We start from the raw sequence: 20,630 nt of genomic DNA on the forward strand, positions 1-20,630 counted from the left end.
CCCGTCACCGGCGGCCGGCGGGTCTATCGCTTGCGTGCCACCGCTCCGTACCCCGGGATCACCCCGTCGTCCTGGCCGGGCACCGGCTCGCCCAGCTCGGGGTGCCACTGGTGCACGATCTCGACGCCGGGCTCGACGAGGTCGAGGCCGTCGAAGAAGCGGGCGAACTCCTCGCGGGAGCGCAGAGCCAGGGTGACACCGGCCGCCTTGAGCTTCTCGGTGGCAGCCGCCGACTCCTCCGGGGTGAAGTCGGAGGTGGCGTGGGTCATCGTCAGGTAGCTGCCCGGGGGCAGTTCGGCCAGCAGGCGGCCCACCAGTTCGTGCGCGCCGTCCTCGTCGGAGACGAAGTGCAGCAGGGCGACGAGAGAGAGCGCCACCGGCCGGTCGAAGTCCAGGATCCGCCGGGCGCCGTCGACGATCGCTGCCGGGTCGCGCACGTCGGCCTGCAGGTACTCGGTGGCGCCCTGGGGCGTGCTGCGCAGCAGGGCCGCCGCGTGGGCCAGCACGATCGGGTCGTTGTCGCAGTAGACGACGCGGGCGTCGGGCGCGACCCGCTGGGCGACCTGGTGCAGGTTCGGCTCGGTGGGGATGCCGGTGCCGATGTCCAGGAACTGGCGGACGCCCTGCCGGGCCAGCCAGGTCGTGGCCCGGTGCATGAAGGCCCGGTTGACCCTGGCCATCACCGGGACCCGGGGGTCGAGGGCCAGCATCTGCCGGCCCATCTGCTCGTCGACGGGGTAGTTGTCCTTGCCGCCGAGGTACCAGTCGTACATGCGCGCGGGATGCGGCCTGCTGGTGTCGATCTGGACGGCCGTCGGGTCCTGCCCTGTCATGCGGCGCTCCGTAAACGTCTGACGCGTCGGGGAATCAAGTCGGCCTCACCATAAGGAAGTTGAGTGACAAACAATAATCAGCAGGGGTTCAGGAGAGGAGGAAGTCGGCCACCCCCGCCTTGGCGCCCTCGATGAAGGCGGTCATCTCGTCCGAGGTGTAGATCAGCGCGGGTCCGTCCGGGTCGGTCGACTGGCGTACGGCGATCCGGCCGTCGGCGAGCTTCATCGCCTCCAGGCAGTTGCCGCCGTTGCCGCCGCTCCAGGGCTTGTGCCACCCCTCGCTGCCCAGCTCCCGCGCGGGCATGCCGTTGTAGACGCCACTGCGCGGCATGATGCGATCCATTCACAGCTCCTTGCGGAGATCCAGGAGGACCTCCTTCGTGCGTTGTGCGGTGGCGGCCTGCGCCGCCATGCGGTCCATGACCTCGAGATGGGTCGCCACCTCGGAGCGCGCGTCCAGGTAGACCGCGCCGGTCAGGTACTCGCTGTAGACCATGTCCGGAAGTTCGGGCACGGCGAACCGGAAGATCACGAAGGGCCCGTACGTCCCCGGGTGCGGCCCGTTGGCGAACGGGGCGACCTGGAGCGTCACGTTGGGCAGTTCCGTGACCTGAAGCAGCTTGTCGATCTGCGCGCGCATCACCTCGGGACCGCCGACCTGCCGGCGCAGGGCGGTCTCGTCCGTCACCGCCCAGAAGCGCGGGGCGTCGGGGCGGGTGAGCAGGTTCTGGCGCTGCATGCGCAGCGCGACATGGCGTTCGATGTCGTCGGGGCTGGTCTGGCCGATGGCGCCCGACTTCAGCACGCCGCGCGCGTAGTCCTCGGTCTGCAGCAGACCGGGGACGAAGTGCGGCTCGTAGGAGCGGATGAGAGCGGCCGCGCCCTCGAGGCTGACGTACATCGAGAACCAGCCCGGGAGGATGTCGTGGAACCGCTGCCACCACCCCGGCCGGTTGGCCTCCTCGGCGAGCTGGACGAAGAGTTCGGCCTCGTCGTCGGGAACGCCGTAGGCCTTCAGCAGCAGTTGCAGGTACGGGATCTTGAGGGCGACCTCGGCCATCTCCATCCGGCGGATGGTGGCGGGGGCGACACGCAGGACGCGGGCGGCCTCCTCGCGCTTCAGGCCGGCGCGTTCCCGCAGATCGAGCAGGCGCCTGCCGAGGACCACCTGGCCCACGGTCGGCGCGGACCGCGGTTCGCTCACGCTCCACCTCCGACACGACGTCCGCCACGGCAAAAGATTCCCGACAGCCCTGCGGCGCCGATCGAAGACTCGTTCGAGGATCCGCTGGATCGCCGACGGTCCCAATTGGCGCCGCACGAAATGTCGTTGCGAGCAGTGTGCCACGCCCGCCGACCCCGTCACACAGCACTCTGCACTTTTCAGAGTGACACTTGCCAAGTGTTCACGCCGGGGAGATAGTGGCAAGCGTGATTCCGTCCGCGCCCTTAGGAACAGACGCCGCCGCAGCCCCTCTGCGGCCCGGCGCCCATGGGGGTTCCCCCGCTCGGGCAGGCTCCGGTGCGGGTGGCGCGGCGACCCGTGACGGGAGCGCCGCCGGCCGCCGGTTCCGCTTCGAGCTGGCCGCGCACCCGGGATCCCCCGCCCGGGCGAGACGCCTGGCGCGCGCCCGGCTGACCGGCTGGTCGGTGTGCGAGGACACCTGCGACACCGCGGCCCTCGTGATATCCGAGCTGGTCACCAACGCGATCGTGCACACCGCGAGCAGCCGGGTCGTGTGCGAGCTGCACGACCACGACGACACGGTGCGCATAGCCGTGCACGACGAGGGCTGCGCACCCGGCGAACCCCACCCGTCACCGCAGCGGCCCGACGAGGAGCACGGGCGGGGACTGCTCCTCGTGGACGCGCTCTGCCGCGCCTGGGGCGCCCAGGAGCACGGGCCCGGCCTGCTGGTCTGGGCCGAGCTGCCCCGTCAGAGCGACGCGGCCCACGATGCCGGTGAACCGCGCAACGACCTGGGCTGGGGCACCCGCCCCAAGCCCGGCGGCCCGCAGCCAGGCCCCGGCGACGAGGAGGAAGCGCAGGCCCGGCACCGGGCCCCGGCGCAGCGGCGCCGGACGTGGGAGCACCTGTGAGCGGCGCCGACGAGTGCCGCCGCCGACTCGGCCTGGACACCCTGGTCCGGCTCGGACGCCACCGGCAGACCCCGGCCCCGGTCCCGGCCCAGGTCCGCCGCCCGGCGGTCCCCGAGGGCATGACGGCCCCGCTCGGCTGTGACGCCGTGGCCGTACCGGACCGCCTCGGCCCCCTGATCGTGCCGCGGCTGCCCCGCGTGGGCTGCGTGTACGCCGACGAGACGCACTGGTGGTGGATCGTCCCGTCGGACTCCGACTACGCCCTGCCCTGGCCCGCCCCCGCCCACTACGCCGCCGGCGCCCCCGTCCCCGGCACCGCGCGCCTGATCAACCGGCCCGAGGGGACGGTCCCGTACACCCCGCCGATCCCGCTGTACCTGGCGCTGTGCCGGGTGACCGGCACCACTCCGGACTGGTCCCGGGCCGTATCCGCCTGACACGCCCCTCGGCACTCCCGGGGAACCACCGACCGGAGGCGACCGCTATATGGAGCCGTACCGGCCGCGGGCCGGGCGGAGCGCGGGGAAGGCGCCGCGGGCCGGGCGGCGCACGCTGAGGGCGCCGCGGGCCAGGCGGCGCAAGGTGAGGGCGCCGGTCCCGGGGCCGGCCGCGGCCGTCTCACTCGACACCGTCGCCGCCCCGCACGATCACCAGGAACGTGTCCGTCGCCAGATCCATGACGACCTCGGCGGGCAGACCTTCGAGACGCCGCGCGTGCGCGAACTCCTCGGCGGGCCACGATCCTCGCGGGCCGCCTGCGGGAAAGCGTTCGAGCACTGTTCGCCCGTTCACCATCTCGCACCTCCAGAAGCGTTGTACTCGTGAGAGTTAACGCTCTGAGGAAGGCGAACGCCTCGCCCAGTGACCCGACTGAGACCTTCTTGACACCCGTTCAGCGCGGACCGTGAGGATCCGTTCACCTTGCGACACGAACCGCACGTTCCGCGACGGATGCCGTGCTCTACGTGTCAGTACCTCGCGCCCGGCGCGGACACGTCAGTCCTGGTACTCGTCGTGGTAGCGGAGCCGGTCGCCGCCCAGCGGGTTGCGGCCGAGCGCGGTCAGGTCGAGCAGGCCGGCGGTGGTGCCCAGTGTGTCCAAGGCGTCGTCGTGGACCGAGTAGGTGTGGAAGACGCGGTCCCGTTCCCGCAGGAAGCAACTGAGACCCGGGCGTTCGACCGGTTCCCCGTCCCGCTCCACGGTCGCCTCGAAGTCGAGGTTGAACTCGCTGTGGCAGGACGAGTACCAGGGCACCGCCCAGCCCATCCGCGCCTTGAACGGCAAGATCCGGGTGAACGGCGCCCGGGACACGGCCGCGAACGAGGTGTCGCGGGCGTGCAGGTGGGCGAGGTGGCCGACCTGGTCGAGGAAGGCCGCGCAGCAGGGGCAGCCGGCCTGCCACTCGGGGGCGAACATGAAGTGGTGGACCACGAGTTGGCTTCGGCCCTCGAAGAGGTCCAGGAGGGTGGCCTTGCCGTCGCCGCCCTCGAACACGTACTCCGGGTCGACCTCCACCCTGGGCAGTCGCCGGCGCTCGGCGGCCAGCGCCTCCCGCGCTCTGCGAACCGCCTCCTCCTTCAGCAGCAACGCCTCCCGTGCCGCGCGCCACCGCTCGCGCGAGACGATCTCCGGAAGCGACATGGGCCCTCCTGTCCTACGGCCTGTACCAAGTCGGTTCCGGTTGGTGACCGCCGTCGGGCGCGGAACTCATCGGAGCCCACGAAGATTTTTTTCTCGCGGTCCGGCCGGCCGGGGCGAGGCGCGCGTCCTCCGTAGGCAGCCGGCTCCTTCCGGCCGACGGCCGGCGTCCTCCGGGCCGGCCGGTCCGGGGCTACGCGGCGACGGGCGGCGCGGCCCATCCCTCGCGCCGCTCCAGCTCGTCGAGCAGGTCCCGCAGCAGGCCGGTGTGCTGGGGGGTGAGCCGTCCGGTGTCGTCGAGGTGCACCGCGCAGGCCGTGGTGGTGTCCACGAGGCGTTCCAGGACGACGGCGACGCCGTCCGTGCCCTCGGTGTGCCGGGCCAGGGCGGGCAGCTCGGCGGCCGAGACCGCGATCGCCGTACGGGCCTCGGCGAGGGTGCGGTAGGCCTCCCGGCGCAGCGCCCACCGTTCGGCCCGGTCGCCGGGCTCGCTCAGGACGTGCACCAGGTAGGCGTGCGCGGCGCTCCCCGCGGCGTCGAGCCGGGCCCGTACTCCGCCGCCCCGCTCGCCGGGCATCGGCAGATGCCCGACGACCAGCACGATCGCGCAGGCCAGCAGGGTCTCGCCGATACGGCTCAGCGAAGCCTGCGGCTCGCCGCCGATCATGACCAGGGCGAGCACCAGGGGGGTGATGACGGCGGTCAGCGCCGCGAAGTTCCGGGTGGAGAGCGGGACGAGCGCCCCGCACACCGTCACCAGGACGACCAGGCCCTCCGGCCGGGGCAGCAGCGCGGCGAGACCGGCGAACAAGAGGGCGCCGAACACGGTTCCGGCCGCCCGGCACAGCACCCGCGAGGCGAGCGGACCGAGGTCGGGCTTGACCAGGAAGACGGTCGTGGCCGGCAGCCAGTACCAGTGCTGGTGCTGCCCGTACCAGCGGGCGTCGTGCAGCGCCTGGGCGACGGCCGCGCTGGCCCCGAAGCAGAGGGCGACCCGCAGTCCGTACTCCCGGCCGCCGGTGCCGAACGCGGCCTTGACCGCGTCCCGGACAGCGGCCCGGACGCCGCGCCGCCGGGCGGCCAGCCGGTGCACGCCGTTCCCGGCCCGGTCGAAGGCCTCGGCGGCGCGCAGCAGGGCGTCGTCGAGGGCGCGCAGGGCGGGCGCCGACCGGTTGGGGGCGGGCAGCGGGCCGGTGCCGGTGTTGCCGCGGACGGCGGCGGCCAGCCGCCGGGGTCCTTCGGCCGCCCGCGCGGAGACCGGCTCGCCCGCCCAGGCCAGGGCGGTGGCGGCTTCGGCGAGGGGCAGCGCGGCGGTGAACTGGGCGTGCAGCCGGCGCTCGGCGGCGGAGCTGGCGCGGCGGCGCAGCCGGGGTCCGGCCAGGGCGTCCTGGGCGTGGTCCAGGGCGGCGGTGAGCGCGGCCCGCCGGGCCGTGGCGGCCGCGCCGCCCGTGGCGTCGAGCAGCCCGGCGATGGCCTCGTACACATCGGCGACCGCCGCCCGCTCGCCGTCGAAGCGGAAGTCACCGGCGATCGACCCGGGCGTGGGCAGGGCGAGGCGCAGCAGGAGCAGCCAGCCCGCTCCGGCGAGGAAGGCCAGGCCCTGCTGCCAGGCGCTCGTGTCCCCTTGCATCCCGGCGCCGATGGCGGCGGTGACGAGCAATTGCGTGCCGGCGGCGGAGGCGACGGGCCCGACGGCGCTGATGCCCCCGGCGGCCAGCCCGAGCAAGGTCAACAGCAGGGTCAGCGGCACCGCGGACAACTGCTGCCCGGCGCAGGTGCCCACGAGCAGCCCGAGCGTCCCGGCCAGCGCGGGCACCCCGAGCCGTTCGACGGAGGCCCGCCTGCTGCCGGGCCGGTCGTTGATCCCGGCGAGCATCGCGGCGATGGCGGCGAGCACCCCCAGCGGTGTGCGGCCGGCGAGCATCCCGGTCAGCAGCAGCGGCCCGGCGGCGAGCGCGCCGCGGATCAGCGCACTCCACGGGACGGGCCCACGCTGGGTGCGCAGGGCGTGCGCGAACCAGGGCGGCAGTGACAGTGCGGCGGGGCGCGACACGGGGCTCCTGTCCATACGAGGGCGATCTGGGCCTTCGGACGACAGTGGCCGAGCGGTGAGGTGCGGTTCCCAGGATAAGCGGCGTACCCCGAAGGCCCTGTTCCATGACGTTTCGGCGAGGTGAAATATGCCCCGGATCGGGCGGCTTCTTTATGAACGGAACCCGGCCCGCCCAGGGAGACCGCCGGGGCGGAAATTCGGGTGCGCGGGACCGGGCTGCCCCCGGATGATCGGGAAGTTGTCCGCCCACCACACCAGGAGCCGCCATGATCCGGCGAGTGACCTCCCCCGCCCTCTTCCCGCCGCCCACCTACTCCCATGTCTCCGTCGTCGAGGCGGGCACCAGGCTCGCCTTCCTGGCGGGGGCCGTGCCGCTCGACGAGAAGGGCGAGGTGGTCGGACCCGGGGATCCGGTGCGGCAGGCCGAGCAGGTGATCGCCAACCTGACGGAACAGCTGCGCTCCGTCGGCAGCGGTCTGGAACACGTGCTGGGGACGGAGGTGTACGTCGTCAGCGCCGAGCCCTCCGTGCTGTCCGCGGTGTGGGAGGTCGTCGAGGCCTCCGGGCTGAGCCGTGGCCCCCACTCGTCCACGCTGCTCGGTGTCGCCTGCCTCGGCTACACCGGTCAGCTCGTGGAGATCACGGCGACGGCCGTGGTGCCGGAAACGGGGGCGGACCGATGACGTCCGGGAACGGTGTCGTGCTGCGGCGGGCGGTGGCGGCCGACGCCGCTGCGGCCGCCGGCGTCTGGCTGCGGTCGTTCGCGGCCGCGCTGCCCACGGTCGTCCGGCCCCGCACCGACGACGACGTGCGGAACTATTTCCGCGACGTGGTGGTGCCGCTGCGGGAGACCTGGGTCGCTGAGGCGACCGAGGAAGGGCACGGGATCGTCGGCGTGATGGTCCTGGACGGCACTTCGCTGTCCCAGCTCTACCTGGATCCCGGGTGGCGCGGGCGGGGTGTCGGGGACCGGTTCGTCGCCCTCGCCAAGGAGCGCAGTCCGCAGGGGCTCACGCTGTGGACCTTCCAGGTCAACAAGCCCGCGCACCGCTTCTACGAGCGGCACGGATTCGTCGCCGCCGAGCACACGGACGGCAGCGGCAACGAGGAACGGGAGCCGGACGTGCGGTACGAGTGGCGGCCCTGAGGACCGTTCGGCGGCGGGCGGGCTCCGCGTCCAGGGCCGGGCGGCGGGTCGCTCTCGCGGGGCAGGTGGCTGGCGGTGCTCCTCGTCCAGGGGACGGTCGGTTCCTCCTCGGGCGGGCGTGTGCCGCGCGGCCGGGAGGAGCGGTCACGGCAGCCCGGCCGTGTCCGCGGCCGTGCGCAGCACCTCGCGGAGCATCTCGGCGGTGAGCCGGCCGGTGAAGGTGTTGCGCTGGCTGACGTGGAAGCAGCCGAAGACGTCCAGGCCGTCGAGGGCGACCCGGGCGCCGTGGGCGAACGCCGGGCGCGGCCGGGGCACGGGCCAGCCCGCCTCGGCGAACGCGGGCAGCGCGGCCTGCCAGCCGAAGGCGCCGAGCACGACGGCGGCCCTGAGCGTCGGCCGCAGCAGCCCCAGCTCCTCCACCAGCCAGGGCCGGCAGGTGTCGCGCTCGGCGGGGGTGGGTTTGTTCGCGGGCGGGGCGCAGTGCACGGGTGAGGTGACGCGGACCCCGTACAGCTCCAGGCCGTCGCCGAGCCGCTCCGAGGTGGGCTGCGAGGCGAGCCCCACGTCGTACAGCGCCTGGTACAGCACGTCGCCGGAGCGGTCACCGGTGAACATACGGCCGGTGCGGTTGCCCCCGTGCGCCGCCGGGGCCAGTCCGATGATCGCAAGCCGGGCGTCGGCCGGGCCGAAGCCGGGCACCGGCCGCCCCCAGTAGGTCCAGTCGGCGAACGCGGCCCGCTTGGTGCGGGCCACCTCTTCACGCCACTCGACCAGCCTCGGGCAGGCCCGGCACTCCGCGACGCGCCGGTCCAGCCGGGTCAGGTCGCTGCTGTCGTCCATGCCGCCACCGTAAGCCCGCCGTGTGGCGGTCCGGTTCACGGGCCTGGCGCCGACGGACCGCGGCCCCTGTGCCGGTCCGGCTCACGGGCCCCGCGCCGGCGGACCGCGGGTGGCCGGCCGCTACGGGAACGTACGCGGGGGCGGGGCGGGGAGGCGGGTACGTGGTCCGGGCTGTCGCCGGAAAACCAGCCCGGCTCTGACTGCCCGGGGAGTTAGGGTCGGGGCATGGCTTCCGAGGATGCGGACGAGAACGTGCACCGTGACGGCGGCGAACCGGGCCCCGCCGCAGGCGCCGAGGGTGCCGGGGCCACGGGCTCCCAGCCGCTCGAACCCAAGATCGCCGCCGCGGTGGCCGCCGCCGAGGCGGCCGGTCCGGGCAAGGGCGAGACGGTACGGATCGACAGCTGGATCTGGGCGGTCCGTCTGATCAAGACCCGTTCGCTGGGCGCCACCGCCTGCCGCGGCGGGCACGTGCACGTCAACGGCGAGCGCGTGAAGCCCGCGTACTCCGTGCGCGTCGGCGACGAGGTGCGTCTGCGGCACGAAGGCCGGGAGCGCGTCGTCATCGTCAAGCGGCTGATCCGCAAACGCGTCGGCGCCCCGGTGGCCGTCCAGTGCTACATCGACAACTCCCCGCCCCCGCCGCCCCGCGAGGCCGTCGCTCCGGCCGGCCTCCGCGACCGGGGCGCCGGCCGTCCCACCAAGCGGGACCGCCGTGAGCTGGAACGGCTGCGCGGCCTGGGCGGCCTGGGCGGCTTCGGTGGACCGGGCGCCCCTGGCGCACCGGGGGCGCTGGGCGGAGCAGGTGGTCCCGGTAGCCCCGGTGGGCCCGGTGGTCCGGGACGGTCACAGGGCACCGGCGGGCGTGGCAGGGCGGGCGGGGCCGGAGGATCGGGCGGGCGTTCACGGGGGCGGTGAGTTCGCCTCCGCGGGGGCCCCTCCCCCCCACCCCCCCAACCCCTCCCCCTCGTTCGTACACGATCCGCTGCCCAGGTTCGGCGCATGTCGGACCATGTCCCGCACACGTCGGACGCGCGGCCTCCGCACGTCGGACGTGCGGCCTGCCTCGTCCGGCGTGTGCCGGCCGCGGCCCTTCACCGACGTCACTGGCCGTCTGCCGCTCAGGTCACGCCTGGCGGCCGCCGCCTGCGCCCCGCAGCAGTCGCAGCAGGTCCTTGTTGTGGGCACGCCGGGCCCAGGCGATCAGCGCGAGCGGCACGATCAGGATTAGCGGGGTCGCCGCGTTCTGACCGTCGAAGGCGGTGAGCTGGACGATGAACGCGCCCACCATCAGCGCGCTCAGCGCCATCGCCGCCACCGACTGCAGGACCGGCACCAACAGCGCGACGGCACCGGCCAGTTCCAGCACCCCGATGGCGTACATGCCCGCGCTGCCCCAGCCCATCTTGTCGAAGGACTCGACGGCCGACGGATGCGCGATCAGCTTGGGCAGCGCGCTCGCGATCGCGTAGAACAGGGCGAGCAGCACCTGCACCGAGCGCAGGGCGATCCGGGCGAAGCGACCGCGGGCGGTCGGGGAGGCGCTGGAGGCGACGCGGGCGGCGGTCTCGGACATGGTGGTCTCCTGTGTGAAGCGGTCCCGATTGCTGTCACAGAGGTAGACGGGCACCGTGCCGAGAACTCATCGGTGGTTCGCCGCTACGCCGTCGATACCGCCCTCACCCAGGTCCCGTCCGGGGTCAGGCAGGCGTCCACCTCCAGTCCCGTCTCCGCCAGCGCCTGTTGGAACTGCTCCTGGGTCAGGGGCCGGCTCAGGAACGTCTGGGTCCAGACCGCGTCGGGGAACACGTACTCGGCGCGCACCGAGCGCACTCCGTCGCCGACCGGTTCGTCGGAGGCGATCCGTACGGTGAAGCCGCTCGGGTCGACCCGCTCTCTCGGTATGTCGGTGTGATAGTCCTCGCCCTCTCGCTGGATGAGCACGCAGCCGCCCTCCGCCACGTGTCGGGCGCAGGTGCGCAGCAGGCCCCGGCGCACCTCGATGTCCCCGGCGTGGACGAGGAAGGAGGCGAGCATGACCACGTCGAACTTCTCGTCCAGATCGAGCTTTTCGATCGGTCCGCATATGGTGCGTGCGCCGCGGACGTGGGCGAGCATCTCGGCGGACTCGTCCACCGCCGTGACCGTGAAGCCGCGTTGCAGCAGGGCGTGGGTCATCCGGCCCACTCCGCTGCCGAGTTCGAGGATGTGCGCTCCGGCGGGTACGGCGCCCGCGATGATGTCCGGTTCGGCGCCGACAGGGAGCCGTGTGTACAGCTCGACCGCGCAGCCGTCCGGGGTGATCGCACCGGGTCCGGTTCCTTGGTATCCCTCACGCATTTCGACTGTCATGCCGGGAGAACGGGTGGGGTGGGGAGGGGCGTTCCTGAGGGGGCGGTGGTTCACTCGTTCGAGTCACGTGCTGGGGAACGGGAACCATCCGTGCCCGATGTACCAGTGGCCTCCGGACCGCAGATGGTCGCCGACCGCTCGTTCTACGGGGGTGTGCCGGGGCAGGTCGGTGATCGGCAGGTCCGGGTCGCCGAAGACGAACCTGACGGGTGTGGTGTCGGCCGGTTCGGGGTCGTCGTGGGCGGTGCGGAACCGTTCCTGGAAGCGGACGATGTTGGAGTGCGCGGGGAGGTACTGCTTCAGCTGGGGGTCGAGCAGCCAGGAGTGGCAGACGGCGGCCGGGTGCTTCTCGTCGGGGTAGTGGCGGGCGAAGAAGTCCGCGGCCAGGGCCAGGGAGCGGTCGCAGGCGGCCGGTGTGAGGGGGCCGGTGTAGGCGGGTATGTGGAGGTTCAGGCAGGGCGTCCGTTCGGTCACGTCCAGTCCGGCCGCCGCGAGTGCCGCTGCGGTGCCGGGCCCGAGCGGGGCCCGCTGGAACTGCAGGCGTCCCAGCTGGTAGAGCTCGCCGCGCCAGTGCAGGGTGAGCCAGCGTGGCGCCGCGAGGCCGGCCCGGCCGTGGCGTCTGCGGTGGGTGGTCATGTTGCGGCCGAGGTCGGCGAGGGTGCGCCGGGTGATGTCGGCGGGGATGCCGCGCTCGCGGTGGTGGCGGCGGAGGTGGGGCAGGGCCGCGACGAGGACGTAGACGGGGAAGCAGCGTTGCAGCGGGCCCGCCGGCCAGTCGAGGTCGGGCAGGTCGGCGCCGCCGCGGATCTCTCCGAGGTCGTGCACCAGGCCGGCGACGGCGTTCTCGAGGGACTGCCGCAGTTCGGGGTCGTCGCGCACGCGGCGGGCCATGCGCACGAGGTCGTCGACGTCTTCGAGGGGTACGGCCAGGTCGAGGAGTTCCTCGGCCAGTTCGTCGGCGTCCGGCAGCACGCGGTGACCCCCTTGGTGTGTGTCCTCTCGAAGAGTACGTTGCAAGTCAGGAGTGGTGGTCCGGATGCGTACGGGCAGTGAGCCGGTGACCGCGCGCAGTGCGCTGCGGGCGCGGTTCTGGCTGAGCCTGTGGGGGGTGCTCTGGGCGGTCTTCGGGACGGCGGTGTTCTCGCTGGTCGGGCGTCCTGGCTGGGCGGCCGCGTGCGGGGTGCTGTGGCTGGTGGCCACGGTGGACCTGGCGGTGATCGTCAGGCACATGCGGCAGGGCCCGCACTATCAGCCGGGGCCCGGGGTTCCTCCGTACTCGCCGCCGGAGGGCGGTCCCCGGGGGCCCGGGCCGCCGTGGTCCCGCCGTCCGTGAGGGGTGCCGGCGGGCTGCGCGGGGTCAGGTGTCGAAGCGGGCGGCCTTGAGGTACTGGGGGTTGGGGTCGAGGGCGGCGGCCAGCCGGAAGTGCCGTTTTGCCTGGTCGGGGCGGCCCTGGCGTTCGTAGGTGCGGGCGAGCGCGAAGTGGGCGTAGGCGTTGTCGGGTTCCCGCTCCAGCACGATGGTGAATTCCAGCTCGGCGGGGCGCAGTTGGGCGGCCGCGAAGAAGGCGCGGGCGCGCAGCAGGCGGGCGGCGGTGTTCTCGGGGTGTGCGGCGATGACGCCGTCGAGGAGTTTCACCGCGCCCCGCGGGTCCCGCGCGTTGAGCAGTTGTTCGGCCGCGCGGAAGTCGATGACATGCGTCTCCGGGGTACGTCCGGACGAACCACTGGTCTCGGGCACGGCAGAGTCCTTTCCTCACTGCAGCGTTTCAACGCCCGGGCATGGTCCGCTATTCCGCGCCGCCCTGCCGCGGGCCGCCGTCCGGGGGCGGTGTGCGGGGCTCGTGCGCCCGGCGCGCGAGGTCGTCCCAGACTTCCGCGACGCGCTTTCTGAGCGTGTCCAGCGGTACGTCGTTGTCGATCACGATGTCGGCGATCGCCCGGCGCTGCTCGCGGGTCGCCTGGGCGGCCATGCGGGCGCGGGCGTCGTCCTCGGTCATGCCGCGCAGTCGTACCAGGCGGTCGAGCTGGGTGGCGGGGCCGGCGTCGACGACGATCACCAGGTCGTAGAGGGGGGCCAGCCCGTTCTCGGTGAGCAGGGGGACGTCGTGGACGACGACGGCGTCCTCGGCGGCGGCGGCCTCCAGCTCGCGGGAGCGGGCGCCGACGAGGGGGTGCACGATCGCGTTGAGGACGGCCAGTTTCCCGGGGTCGGCGAAGACGACGGAGCCGAGTCTGGGCCGGTCCAGGCTGCCGTCGGCGGTGAGGACGTCCGTGCCGAAGGCGTCCACCACGGCGGCGAGCCCGGGGGTGCCGGGTGCGACGACCTCGCGTGCGATGCGGTCGGCGTCGATCAGTACCGCCCCGTGCTCCACGAGCAGCCGCGACACCTCGCTCTTGCCGGCGCCGATCCCGCCGGTCAGGCCCACTTTCAGCATGGGCGGAAGCTTAGGCCCTGCCGGTGACAGGGCCGCTTCCGGGCCGGGCCGCGTGGTGCGGCGGTCTCAGTTCTCGCCTTCCCGCTCCGCCAGGAAGCGTTCGAACTCGCGGCCGATCTCGTCGGCGGAGGGGATGTCGACGGGTTCGGCGAGCATGTTGCCCCGGGTCTCGGCGCCCGCGGCCGCGTCGTACTGGTGCTCGAGCCCTTGGACGAGTGCTGTGAGCTCCTCGTCGCCCTCCTGGACCTGCCGGTCGATCTCCGTCTGCGTGCGGTGGGCCTCCGTGCGCAGTGCGTGGGCGACGCCCGGCAGCACCAGGCCAGTGGCGGCCGTGACGGCCTCCAGGACGGTCAGCGCCGCGTCCGGGTAGGGGGAGCGGGCGATGTAGTGCGGGACGTGCGCGGCGACGCCGAGGACGTCGTGGCCGGCTTCGGCGAGGCGGTACTCGACCAGTGCCTCGGCGCTGCCGGGCACCTGGGCCTCCTCGAAGGGGCTGCGGTGTCCGGGGACGAGGTCGGTGCGGTTGCCGTGGGGGGTGAGGCCCACGGGGCGGGTGTGCGGGACGCCCATGGGGATGCCGTGGAAGTTCACGGAGAGCCGGACGCCGAGCCGTTCCACGATCTGCCGTACGGCGGCGGCGAACCGTTCCCATTCGACATCGGGTTCGGGTCCGGACAGCAGCAGGAAGGGGGCGCCGGTGGTGTCCTGGACGAGGTGGACCTCGATGGCCGGCACCTCGTAGTCGGACCAGCTGTCCCGGGTGAAGGTCAGCAGCGGCCGGCGGGCGCGGTAGTCCACGAGCCGGTCGTGGTCGAAGCGTGCCACGAGCTGGTGGGGCAGCGAGTCGAGGAGCCGGTCGACGATCTGGTCGCCGGTCTCGCCCGCGTCGATGTATCCGTCGAAGTGGTAGAGCATGACAAGTCCGGCCGACTCCTGGGCGAGCGCCATGTCGACCACGGCGAGGCCCTTCGGCTCCCATGCGTACAAACCCTGCGGATCAAGCACTGTGACCGCTCCTCCTCGTGTTCCCCATGAAGAACGCGCCCCGGAGCGTGGGCATTCCCGTGTGACGGCGCTGATCAGGTGTCTGACGCCGGCCGCCTTGACGCCCTGTCAGGCCGCCTCGCCGAGGGCCCGGCCGCATCGCAGAGGGCAAAGCCGCCTCGCCGGACGCCCAGCCGTCGCGTGACGGGGTGGGACGGGCGACGGGAAGGGGTTCCCGGGAAACCCAGAGGGGCCGCACCTCGAAAGGTGCGGCCCCTCAGCGGCTATCGGCTAAGCCTGGCGGCTAGCGCTCAGCTCTGGCCTCCGGCCAGCTTCTCGCGCAGCGCGGCCAGCGCCTCGTCCGAGGCGAGGGCACCGGAGGTGTCCGCACCCTCGGAGGAGTACGAACCGCCACCCGAGGCGGCCGGAGCGGCGGCCTCGCCACCCTCGGCAGCGGCCTGGGCGTCCGCCTCGCGGGACTTGATGACCTGCTGCTGGTGCTGCTCGAAGCGGGACTGCGCCTCGGCGTACTGGCGCTCCCACTCCTCGCGCTGCTTCTCGTAGCCCTCGAGCCAGTCGTTGGTCTCGGGGTCGAAGCCCTCGGGGTAGATGTAGTTGCCCTGGTCGTCGTAGGACGCGGCCATGCCGTACAGGGTCGGGTCGAACTCGACCGAGGCCGGGTCGGCACCGAAGGACTCGTTGGCCTGCTTCAGCGAGAGGCTGATGCGACGGCGCTCGAGGTCGATGTCGATGACCTTGACGAAGATCTCGTCGTTGACCTGGACGACCTGCTCCGGGATCTCCACGTGGCGCTCGGCCAGCTCGGAGATGTGGACCAGACCCTCGATGCCTTCGTCCACGCGGACGAACGCACCGAACGGAACCAGCTTCGTGACCTTGCCGGGCACGACCTGGCCGATCTGGTGGGTGCGGGCGAACTGCTGCCACGGGTCTTCCTGGGTCGCCTTCAGCGACAGGGAGACGCGCTCGCGGTCCATGTCGACGTCGAGGACCTCGACGGTGACCTCCTGGCCGACCTCGACGACCTCGGAGGGGTGGTCGATGTGCTTCCAGGAGAGCTCGGAGACGTGGACCAGACCGTCGACGCCACCCAGGTCCACGAAGGCACCGAAGTTGACGATCGAGGAGACCACGCCGGAGCGGACCTGACCCTTCTGCAGGGTCGTGAGGAACGTCTGGCGGACCTCGGACTGGGTCTGCTCGAGCCAGGCACGGCGGGACAGGACCACGTTGTTGCGGTTCTTGTCCAGCTCGATGATCTTGGCCTCGAGCTCCTTGCCCACGTAGGGCTGGAGGTCGCGGACACGACGCATCTCGACCAGGGAGGCCGGGAGGAAGCCACGGAGGCCGATGTCGAGGATGAGACCACCCTTGACGACCTCGATGACGGTACCGGTGACGATCCCGTCCTCTTCCTTGATCTTCTCGATCGTGCCCCAGGCACGCTCGTACTGAGCGCGCTTCTTGGACAGGATGAGGCGGCCTTCCTTGTCCTCCTTCTGGAGGACCAGGGCCTCGATCTCATCGCCCACGGCGACGACCTCGTTGGGGTCGACGTCGTGCTTGATGGAGAGCTCGCGGCTCGGGATAACGCCTTCGGTCTTGTAACCGATGTCGAGCAGGACCTCGTCCCGGTCGACCTTCACGATGACGCCGTCGACGATGTCGCCGTCGTTGAAGTACTTGATCGTCTCGTCGATCGCGGCGAGGAAGGCTTCCTCGTTACCGATGTCGTTGACCGCTACCTGCGGGGTGGTGGCGGTGGTCTCGGTGCTGCTCGTCATGTGGGAAAGGGCTCCGGTACGGACATTGAAGTCGTAGGTACTGCTTACGCCGGGAGCCCGTTTCGCTCTGCAGAAGCCGGACAGCCAAGGAAGCGCCCCACCAGGTGAACTGGTGATGACGCCTCGACAACCGAGGGGACATACAACAGATGCGAGCGCAGCCTGCTACGTCTGAGGTGCGCAGGCCCGCAGCGCAACTTGTAGCATACGGGGGCAGCCGGGCATGGTCAATGCGCGAAGGCGCACACCGGGGGCGGATCGCCGCATACCCGGCACAGGAAAGGTCCTGTGGGCCGCGTAGGCCTTCGTTCTCGCCGTGTCGCGCCCGGCGGGTTGGACGGAAGAGTACGACGAGGGAGCCGATCATCCAAGAGCCGGAACAGCTCGACCCGGACGGGTTCGAGGCGGAAGCCACCCGGCGTGACGCCGGGGTCGCGGAGAGCAGCCGGGCCAACCGTGGCTGGTGGGACCGCAACGCCGACGAGTACCAGGTCGAGCACGGGACGTTCCTCGGTGACGACCGCTTCGTGTGGGGCCCGGAGGGCCTGGACGAGGTGGAGGCCGAGCTGCTGGGCCCGCCGGAGGAGCTGAAGGGCAAGGAGGTCCTGGAGATCGGGGCGGGCGCCGCCCAGTGCTCGCGCTGGCTGGCCGCCCAGGGCGCCCGGCCGGTGGCCCTGGACCTCTCGCACCGACAGCTCCAGCACGCCCTGCGCATCGGCGGGTCGTTCCCGCTCGTGTGCGCGGACGCCGGCGCGCTGCCGTTCGCGGACGCCTCCTTCGACCTGGTGTGCTCCGCGTACGGGGCGCTGCCGTTCGTCGCCGATCCGCGGCTGGTGCTGCGGGAGGTGCGCCGGGTGCTGCGGCCGGGCGGCCGGTTCGTCTTCTCGGTGACGCACCCGATCCGCTGGGCCTTCCCGGACGAGCCCGGCCCCGAGGGGCTGTCGGTGTCCGCCTCCTACTTCGACCGCACGCCCTACGTGGAGCAGGACGAGGAGGGCCGGGCGGTGTACGTGGAGCACCACAGGACGCTCGGGGACCGGGTACGGGACGTGGTGGCCTCGGGGCTGCGGCTGGTGGACCTGGTGGAGCCGGAGTGGCCGGCGTGGAACACCTCGGAGTGGGGCGGCTGGTCCCCGCTGCGCGGGAACCTGATCCCGGGCACGGCGATCTTCGTGTGCGAGCGGGACTGAGCACGACGTCACTTCTCGTGCGCGCGCGTGCGTGTGTCCATTGACCTCTGACCTCGTATGCGCGCGCGTGCGTGTGTGCGCGCTGGGGTGCGCACTCGGGCTGCGGTCGGCCGTGCGCGCATGGGCGTGCGCGTGCGGAGTGTGCGACAGGCGCGGCGCGGCGAATCCCCTCGGCGGATCCCATCGGTGGCGGATCCCGCCGGTCGGGATGCGCCGTCTTTCCTGCGCGCACGCGCGTGCCGGGTGGTCCCGCCGCCGTACGACACTGGGGACGTGATTCGTTACGACGCCCTCGACGCGCTGCCCGTGCGGGCCGCCCTGCCCGCCCTGACCGAGGCCCTGGACGCGGACGGCACGGCCGTGCTGGTGGCGCCGCCGGGCACCGGCAAGACGACGCTGGTGCCGCTGGTGCTCGCCGGGCTGGCCGGCGGCGGGCCCGCGAGGCGTGTCGTGGTGGCCGAGCCGCGGCGGATCGCGGCGCGGGCGGCGGCCCGGCGGATGGCGTGGCTGCTCGGCGAGCGGACCGGCGACAGTGTCGGCTACACGGTGCGCGGGGAGCGTGTGGTGGGACGGCGCACGCGCGTGGAGGTCGTGACCACGGGTGTGCTGCTGCAGCGGCTGCAGCGGGACCAGGAGCTGGCGGGTGTGGACGTGGTGGTGCTCGACGAATGCCACGAGCGGCATCTGGACGCCGACACGGTGGCCGCGTTCCTGTGGGACGTGCGGCAGGCGCTGCGTCCTGAGCTGCGGCTGGTGGCGGCGTCGGCGACCACGGACGCCGAGGCGTGGGCGCGGCTGCTGGGCGGGGCGCGGGTGGTGGAGGCGGCGGGCGTCGCGCATCCGGTGGAGGTCGTGTGGGCGCCTCCGGCGCGTCCGGTGCGGCCGCCGCAGGGGATGCGGGTGGATCCGGCGCTGCTCGCTCATGTGGCCTCGGTGGTGCGGCGGGCGCTGGCCGAGCGGGAGGGTGACGTGTTGTGTTTCCTGCCCGGCGTGGGTGAGATCGCGCGCGTCGCGGGTCAGCTGGGCGATCTGGGGGCGGTGGAGGTGCTCCAGGTGCACGGCCGGGCGCCGGCCGCCGTGCAGGACGCGGTGCTGGCGCCCGGCCGGGGGCGCCGGGTGGTGCTGGCGACGTCGGTGGCGGAGTCGTCGCTGACGGTGCCCGGGGTGCGGGTGGTGGTGGACGCGGGACTTGCGCGGGAGCCGCGGGTGGATCACGCGCGCGGGCTGAGCGGGCTGGTGACGGTGCGGGCGTCGCGCGCCGCCGGGCGGCAGCGGGCGGGGCGGGCCGGGCGTGAGGCGCCGGGCTGGGTGTACCGGTGCTGGACGGAGGCCGAGGACGGCCGGCTGGCGGCTTTCCCGGCGCCGGAGATCAAGGTGGCCGATCTGACGGCGTTCGCCCTTCAGGTGGCCTGCTGGGGCGACCCGGACGCCTCGGGGCTGGCGCTGCCGGATCCGCCGCCGGGCGGCGCGATGGCGGCGGCGCGCGAGGTGCTGACGGCCGTGGGCGCGGTGGACCCGGCGGGGCGGGCCACCGGGCTGGGTGTGCGGCTGGGCCGGCTGGGGGTGCATCCGCGGCTGGGCCGGGCCCTGCTGGACACCGCCGGGGACGGCGCGGAGGCCGTCGCCCTGCTGTCCGAGGAGGTGCCGCGGGAGTACGGGGACGATCTCGCCGGTGCTCTGCGACGGGCCCGGCGCGGGGGTGACGCCTACGCGGGTCGCTGGGCTGCGGAGGTACGACGGCTGCGGGCGGTGTCGTCGGCGTCCGTCCCGCCCGCCGGCGGCGGGGAGCCGCGGACGGGACCCGGAGGTGCGGTGGCGGCGGACGCCGGGGGTGCCGAGGGTGCCGGGAGGACGGCAGGAGCCGGAGAAGCTGCGACGGCGGGGCGCAGGCAAGCCCCGTCGGCCGGGCCCGGGAATGCGAAGGCAGCAGGCCCCAGGGACACCGCGACGGCAGGAGCCCGGGAAGCTGCGGCGCGGCTCAGGCAAGCCCCGAAGGATGGACCCGGGGAATCCGCGACGGCAGGACCTGGGAAAGCCGCGACGGCGCGGCCCAGGCAAGCCCCGTCGGCCGGGCCCGGGAATGCGAAGGCAGCAGGCCCCAGGGACACCGCGACGGCAGAAGCCGGGGAAGCTGCGGCTGCAGGGCTCAGGGAAGCCGCGGCCGCGGTGTCCGGGGAAGCCGCGGCCGCGCTGTCCGGGGAAGCCGCGGCCGCGGCCGCCGGGGAGGACCGGCTGGTCGGGGTGACCGTCGCGCTGGCGTTTCCGGAGCGGGTGGCCAGGCTGGACGGGGGGTCGTATCTGATGGTCTCCGGGACCCGGGCCGAGCTGGGTGAGGGGTCGGCGCTGCGGGGTGCGCCCTGGATCGTCGTCGCCGTCGCCGACCGGGCCGCGGGGAAGGGGCACGCGCGCGTGCGGCTGGGGGCGGCCGTGACGGAGGACGTGGCCCGGGCCGCCGCCGGCGCGCTGCTCGAGGAGCGGAACGAGGTGCGCTGGGCCGGCGGTGACGTCGTGGCCCGGCAGGTGGAGAGCCTGGGGGCCGTGGAGCTGGCCGTGCGGCCGTTGCGGCAGGCCGATCCCGGGCTCGTGCGCGCGGCGCTGCTGGAGGGTCTGCGGGCCGAGGGGCTGGGGCTGCTGCGCTGGTCGCCGGATGCCACGGCCCTGCGGCAGCGGCTGGCGTTCCTGCGGACGCAGGCAGGCGAACCCTGGCCGGACGTGTCGGACGAGGCGCTGTACGCGCGCGCGGACGAGTGGCTGGAGCCGGAGCTGGGCCGGGCACGGCGGCGGGCCGATCTGGCGCGGATCGACGCCGGGCAGGCGCTGGCGCGGCTGCTGCCGTGGGCGAGCGGGGACGCGGCCCGGCTGGACGAGCTGGCGCCCGAGCGGATCACCGTGCCCAGTGGGTCCAGGATCCGGATCGACTACCGGGATCCGGAGCGTCCGGTGCTCGCCGTGAAGCTGCAGGAGATGTTCGGGCTGCGCGAGACGCCGGCCGTGGCGGGAGTGCCGCTGCTGGTGCACCTGCTCTCGCCGGCCGGGCGGCCCGCCGCCGTCACGGCCGATCTCGCCTCCTTCTGGCGGGAGGGCTACCGGGGTGTGCGCGCCGAGCTGCGGGGGCGCTATCCGAAGCATCCGTGGCCCGAGAACCCGGCGGGCGCGGAGCCCACCCGGCACACCAACGCCCGGTTGCGGCGCTGACGCCGGCCGCTCGCGCGGCGAGGGCGCCCGTCCGCCGGTGCGGAGGGGCGCCCTCGTC

General features: G+C 73.4%; 22 protein-coding genes. 8 read left to right on the plus strand and 14 right to left on the minus strand.

All coding sequences use genetic code 11. The annotated features are described in order from the left end of the window. Window positions 1-23: 23 nt before the first annotated feature. The 3 genes from TNCT1_RS25570 to TNCT1_RS25580 all read right to left on the minus strand — a co-directional run bounded on the left by TNCT1_RS25570 (window position 24) and on the right by TNCT1_RS25580 (window position 2,037). A complete protein-coding gene (locus TNCT1_RS25570; RefSeq protein WP_143636236.1) occupies window positions 24-833 on the minus strand; it encodes an SAM-dependent methyltransferase in 810 nt (269 codons plus the stop codon). Between the two features lie 88 nt (window positions 834-921). Next, the gene (locus tag TNCT1_RS25575; protein ID WP_143636238.1) at window positions 922-1,176 is read right to left on the minus strand and encodes a DUF397 domain-containing protein; all 255 of its coding nucleotides are present in this window, start codon (window positions 1,174-1,176) and stop codon (window positions 922-924) included. Further along, window positions 1,177-2,037 carry a helix-turn-helix transcriptional regulator gene (locus TNCT1_RS25580; protein ID WP_143636239.1) on the minus strand — a complete coding sequence of 287 codons (861 nt, stop codon included), beginning with the start codon at window positions 2,035-2,037 and terminating at the stop codon, window positions 1,177-1,179. A gap of 191 nt (window positions 2,038-2,228) precedes the next feature. Between TNCT1_RS25580 and TNCT1_RS25585 the strand changes: the two genes are divergently transcribed. Then, window positions 2,229-2,933: an ATP-binding protein gene (locus TNCT1_RS25585; protein ID WP_373920505.1), complete on the plus strand. Its 705-nt coding sequence runs from the start codon at window positions 2,229-2,231 to the stop codon at window positions 2,931-2,933. Next, window positions 2,930-3,370 (plus strand): hypothetical protein, encoded by a 441-nt coding sequence (locus TNCT1_RS25590; RefSeq protein WP_143636243.1) that lies wholly within the window; start codon window positions 2,930-2,932, stop codon window positions 3,368-3,370. The genes TNCT1_RS25585 and TNCT1_RS25590 overlap by 4 nt, the downstream gene beginning before the upstream one ends. Before the next feature lie 181 nt (window positions 3,371-3,551). Here TNCT1_RS25590 and TNCT1_RS35900 read toward each other — a convergent pair whose 3' ends face one another. From TNCT1_RS35900 to TNCT1_RS25600, 3 genes are all read right to left on the minus strand, one after another. Further along, window positions 3,552-3,725, minus strand: a complete 174-nt coding sequence (locus TNCT1_RS35900) for a hypothetical protein (protein WP_174266446.1) — start codon at window positions 3,723-3,725, stop codon at window positions 3,552-3,554. A gap of 204 nt (window positions 3,726-3,929) precedes the next feature. After that, window positions 3,930-4,574: a DUF899 domain-containing protein gene (locus tag TNCT1_RS25595; protein ID WP_143636245.1), complete on the minus strand. Its 645-nt coding sequence runs from the start codon at window positions 4,572-4,574 to the stop codon at window positions 3,930-3,932. A gap of 190 nt (window positions 4,575-4,764) precedes the next feature. After that, entirely contained in the window at window positions 4,765-6,624 is a 1,860-nt protein-coding gene (locus TNCT1_RS25600; protein ID WP_143636247.1) for an FUSC family protein, read from the minus strand. Window positions 6,625-6,890: 266 nt separating this feature from the next. On the opposite strand from TNCT1_RS25600, the gene TNCT1_RS25605 reads away from it, so the two are divergent. Beyond that, window positions 6,891-7,307, plus strand: a complete 417-nt coding sequence (locus tag TNCT1_RS25605) for a RidA family protein (RefSeq protein WP_143636249.1) — start codon at window positions 6,891-6,893, stop codon at window positions 7,305-7,307. After that, entirely contained in the window at window positions 7,304-7,771 is a 468-nt protein-coding gene (locus TNCT1_RS25610) for a GNAT family N-acetyltransferase (RefSeq protein ID WP_143636251.1), read from the plus strand. The genes TNCT1_RS25605 and TNCT1_RS25610 overlap by 4 nt, the downstream gene beginning before the upstream one ends. A gap of 144 nt (window positions 7,772-7,915) precedes the next feature. Here the strand turns inward: TNCT1_RS25610 and TNCT1_RS25615 are convergent, their stop codons facing one another. Beyond that, on the minus strand, window positions 7,916-8,611 hold the full coding sequence (locus TNCT1_RS25615; RefSeq protein WP_143636253.1) for a uracil-DNA glycosylase: 696 nt from the start codon (window positions 8,609-8,611) through the stop codon (window positions 7,916-7,918). A gap of 225 nt (window positions 8,612-8,836) precedes the next feature. Between TNCT1_RS25615 and TNCT1_RS25620 the strand changes: the two genes are divergently transcribed. Further along, window positions 8,837-9,529 carry an RNA-binding S4 domain-containing protein gene (locus tag TNCT1_RS25620; protein ID WP_143636255.1) on the plus strand — a complete coding sequence of 231 codons (693 nt, stop codon included), beginning with the start codon at window positions 8,837-8,839 and terminating at the stop codon, window positions 9,527-9,529. Between the two features lie 208 nt (window positions 9,530-9,737). Here the strand turns inward: TNCT1_RS25620 and TNCT1_RS25625 are convergent, their stop codons facing one another. The 3 genes from TNCT1_RS25625 to TNCT1_RS25635 form a co-directional block, all read right to left on the minus strand. Further along, window positions 9,738-10,187, minus strand: a complete 450-nt coding sequence (locus TNCT1_RS25625; RefSeq protein WP_143636257.1) for a DoxX family protein — start codon at window positions 10,185-10,187, stop codon at window positions 9,738-9,740. A gap of 83 nt (window positions 10,188-10,270) precedes the next feature. Beyond that, the gene (locus tag TNCT1_RS25630; protein WP_235902891.1) at window positions 10,271-10,963 is read right to left on the minus strand and encodes a bifunctional 2-polyprenyl-6-hydroxyphenol methylase/3-demethylubiquinol 3-O-methyltransferase UbiG; all 693 of its coding nucleotides are present in this window, start codon (window positions 10,961-10,963) and stop codon (window positions 10,271-10,273) included. A gap of 63 nt (window positions 10,964-11,026) precedes the next feature. Then, window positions 11,027-11,935: an acyltransferase domain-containing protein gene (locus tag TNCT1_RS25635; protein ID WP_143636259.1), complete on the minus strand. Its 909-nt coding sequence runs from the start codon at window positions 11,933-11,935 to the stop codon at window positions 11,027-11,029. Window positions 11,936-11,999: 64 nt separating this feature from the next. Between TNCT1_RS25635 and TNCT1_RS25640 the strand changes: the two genes are divergently transcribed. Next, window positions 12,000-12,296 (plus strand): DUF6343 family protein, encoded by a 297-nt coding sequence (locus TNCT1_RS25640; RefSeq protein ID WP_174266450.1) that lies wholly within the window; start codon window positions 12,000-12,002, stop codon window positions 12,294-12,296. Window positions 12,297-12,320: 24 nt separating this feature from the next. On the opposite strand, the gene TNCT1_RS25645 is transcribed toward TNCT1_RS25640, so the two are convergent. The 4 genes from TNCT1_RS25645 to rpsA all read right to left on the minus strand — a co-directional run bounded on the left by TNCT1_RS25645 (window position 12,321) and on the right by rpsA (window position 16,187). Further along, window positions 12,321-12,701 carry a M48 family metallopeptidase gene (locus tag TNCT1_RS25645; RefSeq protein ID WP_143636263.1) on the minus strand — a complete coding sequence of 127 codons (381 nt, stop codon included), beginning with the start codon at window positions 12,699-12,701 and terminating at the stop codon, window positions 12,321-12,323. Between the two features lie 49 nt (window positions 12,702-12,750). Next, window positions 12,751-13,398: a dephospho-CoA kinase gene (gene coaE / locus TNCT1_RS25650; RefSeq protein ID WP_143636265.1), complete on the minus strand. Its 648-nt coding sequence runs from the start codon at window positions 13,396-13,398 to the stop codon at window positions 12,751-12,753. Window positions 13,399-13,464: 66 nt separating this feature from the next. Further along, complete coding sequence (locus TNCT1_RS25655) at window positions 13,465-14,403, minus strand: PAC2 family protein (RefSeq protein WP_143636268.1); 939 nt, start codon at window positions 14,401-14,403, stop codon at window positions 13,465-13,467. Window positions 14,404-14,693: 290 nt separating this feature from the next. Further along, window positions 14,694-16,187, minus strand: a complete 1,494-nt coding sequence (rpsA, locus tag TNCT1_RS25660) for a 30S ribosomal protein S1 (RefSeq protein WP_061919525.1) — start codon at window positions 16,185-16,187, stop codon at window positions 14,694-14,696. Between the two features lie 362 nt (window positions 16,188-16,549). On the opposite strand from rpsA, the gene TNCT1_RS25665 reads away from it, so the two are divergent. Together TNCT1_RS25665 and TNCT1_RS25670 are read left to right on the plus strand one after the other, a co-directional pair. Then, a complete protein-coding gene (locus TNCT1_RS25665) occupies window positions 16,550-17,377 on the plus strand; it encodes a class I SAM-dependent methyltransferase (protein ID WP_143636579.1) in 828 nt (275 codons plus the stop codon). 273 nt (window positions 17,378-17,650) lie between these two features. Then, window positions 17,651-20,572, plus strand: a complete 2,922-nt coding sequence (locus TNCT1_RS25670; protein ID WP_143636270.1) for an ATP-dependent RNA helicase — start codon at window positions 17,651-17,653, stop codon at window positions 20,570-20,572. Window positions 20,573-20,630: the final 58 nt, after the last annotated feature.

The sequence above is a fragment of the Streptomyces sp. 1-11 genome (genome assembly GCF_007176755.1).
Classification (GTDB): Bacteria; Actinomycetota; Actinomycetes; order Streptomycetales; family Streptomycetaceae; genus Streptomyces.